This window comes from Aeromonas sp. DSM 116730 (assembly GCF_046581335.1).
Taxonomy (GTDB): domain Bacteria; phylum Pseudomonadota; class Gammaproteobacteria; order Enterobacterales; family Aeromonadaceae; genus Aeromonas; species Aeromonas rivipollensis.
Window position 1 is genome coordinate 70001 of the sequence record NZ_CP144265.1, and the last position, 13955, is coordinate 83955.

Below are 13955 nucleotides of genomic sequence, written 5' to 3' on the forward strand. Positions count from 1 at the left end.
AAAAAGTAGTTCTCAAACATTTGTTACAAGTGCTTTGGAAACTTCTTGGCGAAAACCAAAATTTATTTTGGTCCTTGTTGTACGACAACAAGTCGCGTCGTTTCGACGACACTTCTTGGGGTTGTATGGTTAAGTGACTAAGCGTACATGGTGGATGCCTTGGCAGTCAGAGGCGATGAAGGACGTACTAACCTGCGATAAGCTGTGAGAAGTCGGTAAGAGACGCTATTACTCACAGATTTCCGAATGGGGAAACCCACCCAGCATAAGCTGGGTATCTATTACTGAATACATAGGTAATAGAGGCGAACCGGGAGAACTGAAACATCTAAGTACCCCGAGGAAAAGAAATCAACCGAGATTCCCTCAGTAGCGGCGAGCGAACGGGGATTAGCCCTTAAGTTTCTTGGAAGTTAGTGGAATGGTCCTGGAAAGGCCAGCGATACAGGGTGATAGCCCCGTACATGAAAACGACCTTGAAGTGAAATCGAGTAGGGCGGGACACGTGACATCCTGTCTGAATATGGGGGGACCATCCTCCAAGGCTAAATACTCCTGACTGACCGATAGTGAACCAGTACCGTGAGGGAAAGGCGAAAAGAACCCCTGTGAGGGGAGTGAAATAGAACCTGAAACCGTGTACGTACAAGCAGTGGGAGCCCTTCGGGGTGACTGCGTACCTTTTGTATAATGGGTCAGCGACTTACATTTTGTAGCGAGGTTAACCGTATAGGGGAGCCGTAGGGAAACCGAGTCTTAACTGGGCGTCTAGTTGCAAGGTGTAGACCCGAAACCGGGTGATCTAGCCATGGGCAGGTTGAAGGTTGAGTAACATCAACTGGAGGACCGAACCCACTAACGTTGCAAAGTTAGGGGATGACCTGTGGCTGGGGGTGAAAGGCCAATCAAACTCGGAGATAGCTGGTTCTCCCCGAAAGCTATTTAGGTAGCGCCTCGGACGAATACTACTGGGGGTAGAGCACTGTTTGGACTAGGGGGTCATCCCGACTTACCAACTCCATGCAAACTCCGAATACCAGTAAGTAATATCCGGGAGACACACGGCGGGTGCTAACGTCCGTCGTGAAGAGGGAAACAACCCAGACCGCCGGCTAAGGTCCCAAAGTTCTGGTTAAGTGGGAAACGATGTGGGAAGGCTCAGACAGCTAGGATGTTGGCTTAGAAGCAGCCATCATTTAAAGAAAGCGTAATAGCTCACTAGTCGAGTCGGCCTGCGCGGAAGATGTAACGGGGCTCAAACCAGGCACCGAAGCCGCGGATTCACACTTATGTGTGAGTGGTAGGGGAGCGTTCTGTAAGTCTGCGAAGGTGTGTCGAGAGGCATGCTGGAGATATCAGAAGTGCGAATGCTGACGTAAGTAACGATAAAGGGGGTGAAAAGCCTCCTCGCCGGAAGACCAAGGGTTCCTGTCCAACGTTAATCGGGGCAGGGTGAGTCGACCCCTAAGGTGAGGCCGAAAGGCGTAATCGATGGGAAGCAGGTTAATATTCCTGCACGACTTGTAATTGCGATGGGGGGACGGAGAAGGCTAGGTGGGCCAGGCGACGGTTGTCCTGGTGAAAGTGCGTAGGTGGTGTTTCTAGGCAAATCCGGAGACACAACACTGAGACACGAGACGAAGCCACTACGGTGGTGAAGCCATTGATGCCCTGCTTCCAGGAAAAGCCTCTAAGCTTCAGATTACAAGTCATCGTACCCCAAACCGACACAGGTGGTCGGGTAGAGAATACCAAGGCGCTTGAGAGAACTCGGGTGAAGGAACTAGGCAAAATAGAACCGTAACTTCGGGAGAAGGTTCGCTCTTGACAGTGAAGTCCCTTGCGGATGGAGCAGTTGGGAGTCGCAGTGACCAGATGGCTGGGACTGTTTATCAAAAACACAGCACTCTGCAAACACGAAAGTGGACGTATAGGGTGTGACACCTGCCCGGTGCCGGAAGGTTAATTGATGGGGTTAGCGCAAGCGAAGCTCTTGATCGAAGCCCCGGTAAACGGCGGCCGTAACTATAACGGTCCTAAGGTAGCGAAATTCCTTGTCGGGTAAGTTCCGACCTGCACGAATGGTGTAACCATGGCCATGCTGTCTCCACCCGAGACTCAGTGAAATCGAATTCGCCGTGAAGATGCGGTGTACCCGCGGCTAGACGGAAAGACCCCGTGAACCTTTACTACAGCTTGGCACTGAACATTGAACCTACATGTGTAGGATAGGTGGGAGGCTTTGAAGGCGTGACGCCAGTTGCGCTGGAGCCGTCCTTGAAATACCACCCTTGTATGTTTGATGTTCTAACGCAGGGCCCTGAATCGGGCTCGCGGACAGTGCCTGGTGGGTAGTTTGACTGGGGCGGTCTCCTCCCAAAGAGTAACGGAGGAGCACGAAGGTTGGCTAATCCTGGTCGGACATCAGGAGGTTAGTGCAATGGCATAAGCCAGCTTAACTGCGAGACGGACAGGTCGAGCAGGTACGAAAGTAGGTCATAGTGATCCGGTGGTTCTGAATGGAAGGGCCATCGCTCAACGGATAAAAGGTACTCCGGGGATAACAGGCTGATACCGCCCAAGAGTTCATATCGACGGCGGTGTTTGGCACCTCGATGTCGGCTCATCACATCCTGGGGCTGAAGTCGGTCCCAAGGGTATGGCTGTTCGCCATTTAAAGTGGTACGCGAGCTGGGTTCAGAACGTCGTGAGACAGTTCGGTCCCTATCTGCCGTGGGCGTTGGATGATTGAAGGGAGTTGCTCCTAGTACGAGAGGACCGGAGTGAACGAACCTCTGGTGTTCGGGTTGTCACGCCAGTGGCACTGCCCGGTAGCTAAGTTCGGAATCGATAACCGCTGAAAGCATCTAAGCGGGAAGCGAGCCCTGAGATGAGTCATCCCTGACCCCTTGAGGGTCCTAAAGGGCCGTTGGAGACCACAACGTTGATAGGTGGGGTGTGTAAGCGCGGCGACGTGTTGAGCTAACCCATACTAATTACCCGTGAGGCTTAACCATACAACACCCAAGAAGTGTTTCTGGCCTTGTAGCAAGTGAACGAACTACTACCTAATTCAGTGATAATGACAAAGCAAACTAGCTAAGTCGTTATTCACGTCAGCTTTCCGGATGAAGTTTTTTGCCTGGCGGCCATAGCGCCGTGGAACCACCTGATCCCATGCCGAACTCAGAAGTGAAACGCGGTAGCGCCGATGGTAGTGTGGCATTCGCCATGCGAGAGTAGGACACTGCCAGGCACCCAATTAAACAGCGATGTGAAAAATCACATCACTGGCTGCGAGGATGGCACCTCAGTAAGCGGCAGAAGATTTAGCGAAAGCTAACCGAATGCGGAGCGGTAGTTCAGTTGGTTAGAATACCGGCCTGTCACGCCGGGGGTCGCGGGTTCGAGTCCCGTCCGCTCCGCCACTAATTTGAAAGGCCTTCCCTAACGGGAAGGCCTTTTTGCTTTTGGATATTCGCGAACGGGATTAAGGAAACCAGGGACCACAGACAGGGCTGCGACTTGCCACTGGCAACTCGGTCCCTGCCTGTGGTTCCTTGTGCTTGAGCCGGACTGTGTCCGCCTCCCCGTCCGCTCCGCCAATGATTAAGAAGCCCAGTCGAAAGACTGGGCTTTTTTCGTTTCAAGCATGCCGATACAGCACTCATTTCCCCCTCGCTTCAACACTATTATCACCCGATAATCGCCGCTGACCGTGGTTGCCGCTATAATGGCCGCCCTCAAGCAAGGTGATGGTATGAAAGCAGAATATCTACAGCGATTCGGGGGCATTGCCCGTCTTTATGGTCAGAGCGCACTCGACTCCTTCAGCCAGGCCAGGGTCTGCGTGGTGGGCATTGGCGGCGTGGGTTCCTGGGCGGCCGAGGCGCTTGCGCGGGCCGGTATTAACCAGATCACCCTGATCGACATGGACGACATCTGCATCACCAACACCAATCGCCAGATCCACGCCATGCAGGGCACGGTCGGCCGCCTCAAGACAGAAGTCATGGCCGAGCGCATTCGTACCATCAATCCGGATTGCGAGGTGATCGAGGTGGACGATTTCGTCACCGCCGATAACCTGGCCGAGCATATCAAGCGGGAGTTTGACTATGTGGTGGATGCCATCGATTCGGTCAAGGCCAAGGTGGCGCTGATTGCCTTCTGCAAGCGCAACAAGATCCCGGTGATAGTAGCGGGCGGTGCTGGCGGGCAGATGGATCCGACCCAAATCACAGTGGCGGATCTGGCCAAGACCATTCAGGATCCGCTGGCCGCCAAGGTGCGCTCCGACTTGCGCCGGCTGCACAACTTCAGCAAGAATCCGGCGCGCAAATTCGGGGTGGAGTGTGTCTTCTCAACCGAGCAGCTGAGTTACCCGGATGGCCGGGGCGGCACCTGTCAGGCCAAGGCGGCCAGCGACGGCAACATGAAGATGGATTGCGCCTCCGGCTTTGGCGCCGTGACGCCGGTGACGGCGACCTTCGGTCTGGTGGCCGCCTCCCGGGTATTGAAGAAGATTGCCGAGCGGGGCGCGAGGGTGGAGCGTGCCGCCCTCATGGACAGTCGCGAGGATATATCGCAGCCGCCGGTGGCCGGGGATCAGGCGGAGGCCTGAGCCCGAATCGCCAGCACGATCGCCCTGAGCCCGTTACCTCGTGACGGGCTCAGGTGTTTCTCGAGCCCCAGTTCGCTGAAATAGCCATCCACGTCAAATGTCTGGATAGCGTCGGCGGTCTGATGATTGAGCGCCGCCAGTACGATGACGATAAGGCCGCGCACTATGCGGGCATCGGAATCACAGGCAAAGTGCCAGCAGCCATCCTCCCCCTTTTCGCTCTTTAGCCAGGCCTGGCTCTCGCAGCCTTTCAAGCGGTGCTCTTCGGTTTGCCACTCGGCAGGCAGGGCGGGCAGCTGCTTGCCGAGCTGGATGATGAGTCGGTACTGGTTCTCCCAGCCGTGGGCGGCGGCAAACTGCTGGCAGATGGTGTCAGCGTTGGGCTCAAGGCCGATCTGGGTATAGGTTGCTAGGCTGCTCATGAGTTTGTCTGCCTTAGAAGAAGTCACTGAGTTTGTGCAGGGCTGCCAGCAGGGCATCGATATCGTTCCGATCGTTGTAGCAGGCCAGCGAGGCCCTCATGGTGCCGCCTATCCCTAAGCTCTCCATCAGCGGCATGGCGCAGTGATGGCCGACCCGTAGCGCTATGCCCTGCATGTCGAGCAGGGTGGCAGCATCCTGGGGATGGATCTCATCCAGCAGGAAGGAGACAGCCCCTGCCCGTTGCGCCGGTTCACCTATGAGGCGCAGGCCCGGCACCTGATGCAGGCCTGCAACCAGATAGTTGGTTAGCGTTTCTTCGTGGCGGGTCAATGACCCCCTGTCTTGCTCCGTCACAAAGTCGATGGCGGCTGCGAGGCCGATGGCACCGGCAATATGGGGGGTGCCCGCCTCGAACTTGAAGGGCAGGGTATTGAAGGTGGTGCCGCTGAAGCTGACTCTGTCGATCATCTCGCCGCCCGCTTGCCAAGGCGGCATGCGCTCCAGCAGTTCGGTTCTGCCCCAGAGCACGCCTATGCCGGTCGGGCCATAGAGCTTGTGACCTGAGAAGGCATAGAAGTCGCAGCCTATGGCCTGTACATCCACCTCGAGATGGGCAACCGCCTGAGCGCCGTCGATCAGGGTCAGGGCGCCGACAGCTTTGGCGGCAGTTACTATCTGCGATACCGGATTGACGGTGCCGAGGGCATTGGAGACATGGGCCACGCTCACCAGTCGGGTGCGCGGCCCCAGCATGGCCAGGTAAGCCTCCATATCCAGATCCCCGCGCTTATCCAGCGGAATGACCCGAATAAGGGCGCCGGTGCGTTCGGCAATCAACTGCCAGGGGACGATATTGGCGTGGTGCTCCAGGGTGCTGAGGACGATTTCGTCCCCCGCCTTGAGCTCGCTCACGCCCCAGCTATGAGCCACCAGATTGATCGCCTCGGTGGTGCCACGGGTCCAGATCACCTCATGGCTGCGGGGCGCATTGATAAAGCGGGCGACCGTCTCGCGGGCTGCCTCGAAGGCGCGGGTGGCGCGGCCGCTCAGGGCATGGGCGGCGCGGTGCACATTGGCATTGTCGGCCCGATAGTAGTGAGCTATGGCGTCCAGCACGGCCTGGGGTTTCTGGGTGGTGGCGGCGTTGTCCAGATAGATCAGAGGGTGGCCGTTCACCTCCTGCGCCAGGGCCGGAAACTGGCTACGCAATTGGGCGTGCTCTTGCTGATTCATGTTCCCCTCATCTCCTCTGGAAAAGTCGGCCATGATCCGGAAAATGACGGGCAAACACAAGGTGAAGTGGCGGGATCCTGTGTCCGGTTTCGGCTGCCCGCGGGATCTCTGTTACAATGCCGCCCCTCATCATAAGCCAAGAGATCCGGCCCATGAAGCTCAACCCCAATCAGAACGAAGCGGTCAAGTTTGTCTCCGGCCCTTGCCTGGTGCTGGCGGGTGCCGGATCGGGCAAGACCCGCGTCATCACCAACAAGATCGCCTATCTGGTGCAGCAGTGCGGCTATAACGCCCGCAACATCGCCGCTGTGACCTTTACCAACAAGGCGGCGCGGGAGATGAAGGAGCGGGTCGGCCAGACCCTGGGTCGCAAGGAGGCGCGGGGGCTCATGGTCTCCACCTTCCATACCCTGGGGCTCGACATCATACGTCGCGAGCACAAGAGTCTGAATCTCAAGGCGAACTTCTCCCTGTTCGATGACACCGACCAGCTGGCGCTGCTCAAAGAATTGACCGAGTCGGAGCTCGACAACGACAAGGACAAGCTCTCGGCCCTCATCACCCAGATCTCCAACTGGAAGAATGACCTCATACTGCCGGCGCGGGCCATGCGCATCGCCCAGGGGCCGGAAGAGGTGCTGATGGCCCAGCTCTACGAGCGCTATCACCGCCAGATGGTGGCCTACAACGCGCTGGATTTCGATGACCTCATCGTGATGCCGACCCTGCTGTTGAAGAACAACGAGGAGGTGCGCAGCCGCTGGCAGAACAAGATCCGCTACCTGCTGGTCGACGAGTATCAGGACACCAACACCAGCCAGTACGAGCTGGTGAAGCAGATCGTCGGCGAGCGGGCCCGCTTCACAGTAGTAGGGGATGACGATCAGTCCATCTACTCCTGGCGCGGTGCCAAGCCCCAGAACCTGGTGCTGCTGAACGAGGATTTCCCTAGCCTTAAGCTGATCAAGCTGGAGCAGAACTACCGCTCCAAGGGGCGCATTCTGAAATGCGCCAACATACTGATCGCCAACAACCCCCATGTGTTCGACAAGGCGCTCTTCTCCGAGCTCGACTACGGTGTGCCGGTCAAGGTGCTGTTCGCCAAGAACGAGGAGCACGAGGCGGAACGGATCGCTGCCGAGATGATGGGCCACAAGTTCATGAATCGCACCCGGTTCAAGGATTACGCCATCCTCTACCGGGGCAACCATCAGTCGCGCATCTTCGAGAAGGCGCTGATGACCAACCGCATCCCCTATCGCATCTCCGGTGGCACCTCGTTTTTCTCCCGCACCGAGATCAAGGACATCATGGCCTATCTCAAGCTGCTGGTGAATCCGGACGAGGACACCGCCTTCCTGCGGGTGGTCAACCTGCCGCGCCGGGAAATCGGCCCCACCACGCTTGAGAAGCTGGGGCAGTACGCCAACCAGCGCGGCAAGAGTCTGTTTGCCGCCAGCTTCGAGCTGGGGCTGGAGCAGCACCTCTCTGGCCGTGGTCTGGTGGCTTTGCAGGCCTTCACCAACTGGCTGGTGCGGCTCGGTGATCAGGCGCAGCGGGGCAACCCGGTGGAGGCGGTGCGGGACATGATCAAGGAGATCCACTACGAGGAGTGGCTCTATGAGACCTCCCCCAGCCCGAAGGCGGCCGAGATGCGGATGCAGAACGTCTCCACCCTCTATCGCTGGATCACCGAGATGCTGGAGGGGGACGAGCTGGAAGAGGCCATGACGCTCGCCCAGGTGGTCACTCGCCTCACCCTGCGGGACATGATGGAGCGCAACGAGGGAGAGGACGATGCGGATCAGGTGCAGCTGATGACACTGCACGCCTCCAAGGGGCTGGAGTTTCCCTATGTCTACATGGTGGGCATGGAGGAGGGCTTGTTGCCCCACCAGACCAGCATCGACGAGGACAACGTAGAGGAGGAGCGTCGTCTCGCCTACGTGGGCATCACCCGGGCCCAGACCGAACTGACTTTCACCCTCTGCAAGGAGCGGCGTCAGTATGGCGAGTCGGTGCGACCCGAGCCGAGCCGCTTCCTGCTGGAGCTGCCCCAGGACGATCTGGAGTGGGAAAACCAGAAGAAGGTGACGGCCGAGGAGCGCCAGCAGAAGGGGCAGGTCGGCGTCGCCAACCTGAGGGCCCTGTTCAAGAAGGATTGAGTGAAGGCTCGGCCGGGGGCTCTGCCTGGGTGAGCAGCGGTATGATGTCGGATCCTGGCAGAGGCGGGGAGATGTGGCGCCCCTGTCCCAGGGCGCAGCCCAGCTCGATCAGCTTCTGCAACTGCTGCTGGTTCTCTATGCCCTCGACCACCAGGGTGAAGTCGAGATCCTGACAGATGTCCCGCATGGCACGGATCAGCGCCAGGTCCTTGGGGGAGTTCAGCATGCGATGGGTGAAGCTGTCATCCACCTTGATGTAGTCCACCGGGAAGTGGAACAGGGCATTGAGGGAGGAGAAGCCGGTCCCGAAGTCGTCCAGGCTGATCTGAATCCCCTTGGCCCTGAGCTCATGGAGTGAGGTGAGTGAGTCGGCACTCTGCCTGGAGAGCTCCCGCTCGTTGAATTCGAAGATGAAGTAGCCGGGTATCACCCCCTCCTCCTCCATGATGTGGACCAGTGCCATGATCTGCTCGCGGCTGGCCAGGTGCTTGCCGGACAGGTTGAGCGATATCTTGAAGCGACCGCCGTCCGAAATCTGCAGCCAGCCCTTCAGCTGCTGGCAGGTGCGCCTGAGGATCTGGCGATCCAGATCCTGAATGAGGCCGCACTGCTCGGCCAGTGGAATGAAGTCGAAGGCATCCTTCAGTTCTCCCTCCTCGGTGATCCAGCGCGCCATCACCTCCAGCCCCACCAGGCGACTCTCCTTCAGTCTGATCACCGGCTGGAAGTAGGGCACTATCCTGCCTTCCCGCAAGGCCCTGAACAGCCGCTCTTCGGGCGAGCCCGAGTGCTCCATACAGGCATCTGAGTACATGACGATGCGACTGCGGCCATTGCGCTTGGCCTGGTACATGGCGAGATCGGCCTGGTGCAGCAGCTCGCTGATGTCCGCGGTCTGCTCCGACACGCTGGCCACCCCCAGGCTGATGGTAACGGTCAGCTCATTGCCCTGAAGCCGGAACGGGTGGGCAATGCGGCCTAGAATGCGGTTGAGTACGGGGCTGACGTCCTCCTCCTGCTGGCTGTTGTCCAGATAGATGACAAACTCGTCGCCCCCCAGCCTGGCCACCATGTCATTTTGCCGGATGCAGCTCTGCAGACGCTTGGCCAGCTCCTGCAGCAGCTGGTCGCCGGCACTGTGGCCCAGGGCGTCATTGACCTGCTTGAAATGATCCACGTCGGCGAAGATCAGGGTGAAGCCGGCCGTCTGGTAACGGCGGTAACGGGTCATGGCATGGTGAAGGTGGTTCATCAGCAGGGCCCGGTTCGGCAGCTGGGTCAGCGGGTCATGCAGCGCATTGAACTGGAGTCGCCGCTCCAGCTCCTGATGATGTCTGAGCCGTTTCTGCAGCCGCAGGTTGGTCTGGCGCAGCTGCTGTAGCCGCTGGTTGATGGACTCTTCCGAGTTGAGTTCATCCAGCTGCTGCCTGACTCTCTTGAGTTCCAGCAGCAGGGTCAACTGGTGGCGCAGGAAGTCGAGGAACAGCCTGTCATCGGCTTCCAGGGGCTGGGCAGTATTGATGATGAGGTGGGCGAAATACTGTTGCTGCTGGCGCAGGGGCAGGCTGTACCAGAACAACCCTGCCTCGCTGCGCTCTATGCTGTTGGTGCTGTGGCACAGGGCCCTGATGACGTCGTCATCGTAGGCGAGCCGCGTCGGATAGAGTTTCTCCAGCCGCTGGTTGTCGAGGCGGACCAGCAGCATGTCATTGACGGCCAGCATCTGGCGCAGCACGGCCTCCAGCTGGGAAAACAGGGCATGCTGCGGCAGGTTGTGGGCCAACCGCATGATACGGCTGATTTTTTCAATCTTCTGCTGCCATTGGGGATCCCGCTGCATCAGGGGGGAAGCCTGCCCCGCCAGCTGGGTGCCGGTCTGGGTTTCGTGCAGGCGCTTGGCCAGACATTCCAGCAGCAATCTCAGGGTCGGGGCCTGTTCGGGGGCGCCGCGGGCCAGCAGCCATTGCACCTCATAGTGCTCCACCGCCTGCACGCACCATCCCTGGTGTTCATCGAGCCGGGTGAGCTGTTCGGTGAGACGGGGCTCTTCACGCCCCAGCTGTTGCTTGAACGCCTCGGGCAGCTGATGTGCAAACAGCCAGTGCAGGCCTCCACCGGCCAGCCCCAGCATGGCAAAGTGCTGCAGGGGGCAGAGTCTGCCCAGCTGCTCTACCAGTCTGGCGTAATCCTCAGGGGAGGCGATGCCGGGCGCGGGAAAATCCATGATGGAAGAAACGACCGCCAGCAAGGGGGGGGGATCTGGCGGTGTGAGGGGCTGGACTGACATGCAATACTCCCGAATAAACTCACCTACAAGCGTAGTCGGAAGTGATTGGATTGAAAGGGCTGCAATAGGAGCCCTTTCAACCACTTAGAGCTTGTCGATCATGTAGTGAATGGCGTTTTCGATCTCTTCGTCACTACAGGCCGCGCAAGTGCCCCGTGCCGGCATCATGCCGGCCTTGCCGGTGAAGCCTTCGATGGCATGCTTGCGCAGGGTGTCGAACCCCTGGGCGATGCGTGGTTCCCAGGCAGCCTTGTCCCCGCGCTTAGGCGCGCCGGCCGCGCCGGTATCGTGGCAGGCAAAGCAGGCGCCCTTGAACACTGTCTCGCCATCACGGGGACCGGAGGAGGCGGCGGCAGGGGCGGCCGCGGCCGTCGCAATGCCTTCCAGATCCTTGGCGGTGTAGACCTGGCCGACCGGGGCTATGCGCTCGGCAATGGCTTCCGTCGACATCTCATCGGCGGCAAAGACGGCGCCGGACAGGGTGGCGGCCGCCATCCCGGCAGCCAGCAAATAGCTCAGTTTTTTCAACACGCTCATGTACTCCCAGCAGGCTCTTATTATCCCTAGAAAACGACGGGATTATAACCGAATAGTTACAGGCATTTAAACGCTTGTGTGTGAAGTGTTAAGCAATTTGCGAACAAAGTTTCTGCGGCGGCAGGGGCTGCAGGCAAGGCAAGTGCAAAAAGAAACCCGGCTTTCGCCGGGTTTTTGCAATCAGCCGTGAAAAAGGCTGACTTGTCTCCACTCAGGATCCCGGTGCCGGACCGAGCCTTTGCACATGACATCCACGGCTCATCAATCCCAGTTCAGGATCACTTTGCCGGACTTGCCTGACCCCATGGCTTCGAAGCCCTGCTGGAAGTCATCGATGTGGAAGTGATGGGTGATGATGGGGCTGAGATCCAGGCCTGACTGGATGAGGCTGGCCATCTTGTACCAGGTCTCGAACATCTCGCGACCATAGATCCCTTTGATAAACAGTCCCTTGAAGATCACCTTGTTCCAGTCGATGGCCATGGTGGAGGGGGGAATGCCGAGCATGGCAATCTTGCCGCCGTGGTTCATCTTGTCGATCATGTCCTGGAAGGCGCTGGGCACGCCGGACATCTCCAGCCCCACATCGAAGCCTTCGGTCATGCCGAGCTCGTCCATCACGTCGGAGAGTTTCTCCTTGGCCACGTTGACGGCGCGGGTGGCGCCCATCTTGCGGGCCAATTCGAGGCGGTATTCGTTGACGTCGGTGATCACCACGTGACGGGCACCCACATGGCGGCAGACGGCGGCAGCCATGATGCCGATGGGGCCGGCGCCGGTGATGAGCACATCTTCGCCCACCAGATCGAAGGAGAGGGCTGTGTGCACGGCGTTGCCGAACGGGTCGAAGATGGCGGCCAGCTCATCGGGGATGTTGTCCGGCAGCTTGAAGGCGTTGAAGGCCGGGATCACCAGGTATTCGGCGAAGGAGCCCGGGCGGTTGACGCCGACCCCTATGGTGTTGCGGCACAGGTGGGTGCGACCGGCGCGGCAGTTGCGGCAGTGGCCGCAGGTGATGTGGCCTTCGCCTGAGACGCGATCGCCGATGGCGAAGCCGCGCACTTCCTGGCCGACGGCGACCACCTCTCCCACGTACTCGTGACCGACCACCATGGGCACGGGTATGGTCTTCTGGGCCCACTCATCCCAGTTGTAGATGTGCATGTCGGTGCCGCAGATGGCGGTCTTGCGGATCTTGATCCGCAGATCGTTGTGGCCGAGCTCGGGAGCCGGGACGTCCGTCATCCAGATGCCGGCTTCGGATTTGAGTTTGGAGAGTGCTTTCATGACAGATTCCTCACGGCGCTGTGCCGGGTACAGAGGGTAATAAAATGGGGCCCAACCTTGGCCCCCGTTTTAATCAGCTAGCCATGTGATCAAATCACACCGAGCTCGCGGCCGATGCGGATGAAGGCATCGATGGCCTTGTCCAGTTGCTCGCGGGTATGGGCGGCAGACATCTGGGTTCGGATGCGGGCCTGGCCCTTGGGCACCACGGGGAAGGAGAAGCCCACCACGTAGATGCCGGCGGCCAGCATGCGGCTCGCCATCTCGGCGGCCAGCTTGGCATCTCCCAGCATGACCGGAATGATGGCGTGATCGGCACCGGCCAGGGTGAAGCCGGCGGCGCTCATCCGGGTGCGGAAATACTCGCTGTTCGCTTTCAGGCTGGCCCGCAGCGCGTGACCCTCGGCCAGCATGTCGATCACCTTGATGGTGGCCGAGACGATGGAGGGGGCCAGGGAGTTGGAGAAGAGGTAAGGACGGGAGCGCTGACGCAGCCAGTCGATCACCTCTTTCTTGCCGGAGGTGTAGCCGCCGGAGGCGCCGCCGAGCGCCTTGCCCAGAGTGCCTGTGATGATGTCGACCCTGTCCAGCACACCGCAGTATTCGTGGGTGCCACGGCCGTTCTCGCCGATGAAGCCCACCGCGTGGGAGTCATCCACCATCACCAGGGCGTCGTATTTGTCGGCCAGATCGCAGATGGATTTGAGGTCGGCGATGACACCGTCCATGGAGAAGACACCGTCGGTGGCGATCAGCTTGAAGCGGGCGCCGTCGGCATTGGCCTGCTTGAGCTGGGCTTCCAGCTCGGCCATGTCGTTGTTGGCGTAGCGATAGCGCCTGGCCTTGCACAGCCGCACGCCGTCGATGATGGAGGCGTGGTTGAGTGCATCTGAGATGATGGCGTCTTCGGCGCCGAACAGGGTCTCGAACAGACCGCCGTTGGCATCGAAGCAGGAGGAGTAGAGGATGCTGTCCTCGGTGCCGAGGAAGGCGGACAGCTTCTGCTCCAGCGCCTTGTGTTGGTCCTGGGTACCGCAGATGAAGCGTACCGAAGCCATGCCGAAGCCGTGGCTGTCGAGTCCCTGATGGGCGGCGGCGATAAGATCCGGGTGGTTGGCCAGCCCCAGGTAGTTGTTGGCACAGAAGTTCAGAACCTGCTCGCCGCCCACCGCAATCTGGGCCTGCTGAGCCGAGGTGATGATGCGTTCCTGCTTGTATAGCCCTTCCGCCTTGACCTGTTCGAGCTGTTCGGCCAGGTGACGATAGAATCCGTTAGACATCCTCGGTCCTCATTGACTGTGTCGACTGTGTTATCAGGATCTTGGGCCGTGCGAGGTGCACGGAGTGACGTCGTCGCGGTCGTGACGAAACGTCGACAGACCCTGGAATGGGCAACATT

8 protein-coding genes, 1 tRNA gene and 2 rRNA genes are annotated in these 13955 nt (G+C 59.2%); 5 read left to right on the top strand and 6 right to left on the bottom strand.

Going from position 1 to position 13955, the window contains the following annotated elements:
* The first annotated feature begins 127 nt into the window (after positions 1 to 127).
* The 4 genes from Aeroheme_RS00325 to tcdA all read left to right on the top strand — a co-directional run bounded on the left by Aeroheme_RS00325 (position 128) and on the right by tcdA (position 4624).
* Positions 128 to 3017 (top strand): 23S ribosomal RNA (locus Aeroheme_RS00325).
* Positions 3018 to 3141: 124 nt separating this feature from the next.
* A 5S ribosomal RNA gene (rrf, locus tag Aeroheme_RS00330) occupies positions 3142 to 3256 on the top strand.
* A 95-nt stretch (positions 3257 to 3351) separates the two neighbouring features.
* Positions 3352 to 3428 (top strand) — tRNA-Asp (locus tag Aeroheme_RS00335).
* A 332-nt stretch (positions 3429 to 3760) separates the two neighbouring features.
* Positions 3761 to 4624, top strand: a complete 864-nt coding sequence (gene tcdA, locus Aeroheme_RS00340; protein ID WP_411166501.1) for a tRNA cyclic N6-threonylcarbamoyladenosine(37) synthase TcdA — start codon at positions 3761 to 3763, stop codon at positions 4622 to 4624.
* On the opposite strand, the gene Aeroheme_RS00345 is transcribed toward tcdA, so the two are convergent.
* Together Aeroheme_RS00345 and Aeroheme_RS00350 are read right to left on the bottom strand one after the other, a co-directional pair.
* Positions 4609 to 5046, bottom strand: coding sequence for a SufE family protein (locus Aeroheme_RS00345; RefSeq protein WP_411166502.1), 438 nt, complete (start codon positions 5044 to 5046; stop codon positions 4609 to 4611). The two genes, tcdA and Aeroheme_RS00345, sit on opposite strands and share 16 nt — an antisense overlap.
* A 13-nt stretch (positions 5047 to 5059) precedes the next feature.
* Entirely contained in the window at positions 5060 to 6280 is a 1221-nt protein-coding gene (locus Aeroheme_RS00350; protein ID WP_411166503.1) for a SufS family cysteine desulfurase, read from the bottom strand.
* A 152-nt stretch (positions 6281 to 6432) separates the two neighbouring features.
* Between Aeroheme_RS00350 and rep the strand changes: the two genes are divergently transcribed.
* Positions 6433 to 8445 carry a DNA helicase Rep gene (gene rep, locus Aeroheme_RS00355; protein ID WP_289987597.1) on the top strand — a complete coding sequence of 671 codons (2013 nt, stop codon included), beginning with the start codon at positions 6433 to 6435 and terminating at the stop codon, positions 8443 to 8445.
* Here rep and Aeroheme_RS00360 read toward each other — a convergent pair.
* The 4 genes from Aeroheme_RS00360 to Aeroheme_RS00375 all read right to left on the bottom strand — a co-directional run bounded on the left by Aeroheme_RS00360 (position 8432) and on the right by Aeroheme_RS00375 (position 13836).
* Entirely contained in the window at positions 8432 to 10732 is a 2301-nt protein-coding gene (locus tag Aeroheme_RS00360; RefSeq protein WP_411166504.1) for a putative bifunctional diguanylate cyclase/phosphodiesterase, read from the bottom strand. The two genes, rep and Aeroheme_RS00360, sit on opposite strands and share 14 nt — an antisense overlap.
* Positions 10733 to 10816: 84 nt before the next feature.
* Positions 10817 to 11269: a c-type cytochrome gene (locus Aeroheme_RS00365; protein WP_005327368.1), complete on the bottom strand. Its 453-nt coding sequence runs from the start codon at positions 11267 to 11269 to the stop codon at positions 10817 to 10819.
* 261 nt (positions 11270 to 11530) lie between these two features.
* Positions 11531 to 12556: an L-threonine 3-dehydrogenase gene (tdh, locus tag Aeroheme_RS00370; protein ID WP_411166505.1), complete on the bottom strand. Its 1026-nt coding sequence runs from the start codon at positions 12554 to 12556 to the stop codon at positions 11531 to 11533.
* An 89-nt stretch (positions 12557 to 12645) separates the two neighbouring features.
* Positions 12646 to 13836, bottom strand: a complete 1191-nt coding sequence (locus tag Aeroheme_RS00375; protein ID WP_163150214.1) for a glycine C-acetyltransferase — start codon at positions 13834 to 13836, stop codon at positions 12646 to 12648.
* Between the last annotated feature and the right edge of the window lie 119 nt (positions 13837 to 13955).

Excerpts from the sequence above, each read along its gene's own strand:
- tcdA (WP_411166501.1), top strand. The coding sequence starts at position 3,761 with ATGAAAGCAGAATATCTACAGCGATTCGGGGGCATTGCCCGTCTTTAT.
- Aeroheme_RS00345 (WP_411166502.1), bottom strand. The coding sequence starts at position 5,046 with ATGAGCAGCCTAGCAACCTATACCCAGATCGGCCTTGAGCCCAACGCT.
- Aeroheme_RS00350 (WP_411166503.1), bottom strand. The coding sequence starts at position 6,280 with ATGAATCAGCAAGAGCACGCCCAATTGCGTAGCCAGTTTCCGGCCCTG.
- rep (WP_289987597.1), top strand. The coding sequence starts at position 6,433 with ATGAAGCTCAACCCCAATCAGAACGAAGCGGTCAAGTTTGTCTCCGGC.
- Aeroheme_RS00360 (WP_411166504.1), bottom strand. The coding sequence starts at position 10,732 with ATGTCAGTCCAGCCCCTCACACCGCCAGATCCCCCCCCCTTGCTGGCG.
- Aeroheme_RS00365 (WP_005327368.1), bottom strand. The coding sequence starts at position 11,269 with ATGAGCGTGTTGAAAAAACTGAGCTATTTGCTGGCTGCCGGGATGGCG.
- tdh (WP_411166505.1), bottom strand. The coding sequence starts at position 12,556 with ATGAAAGCACTCTCCAAACTCAAATCCGAAGCCGGCATCTGGATGACG.
- Aeroheme_RS00375 (WP_163150214.1), bottom strand. The coding sequence starts at position 13,836 with ATGTCTAACGGATTCTATCGTCACCTGGCCGAACAGCTCGAACAGGTC.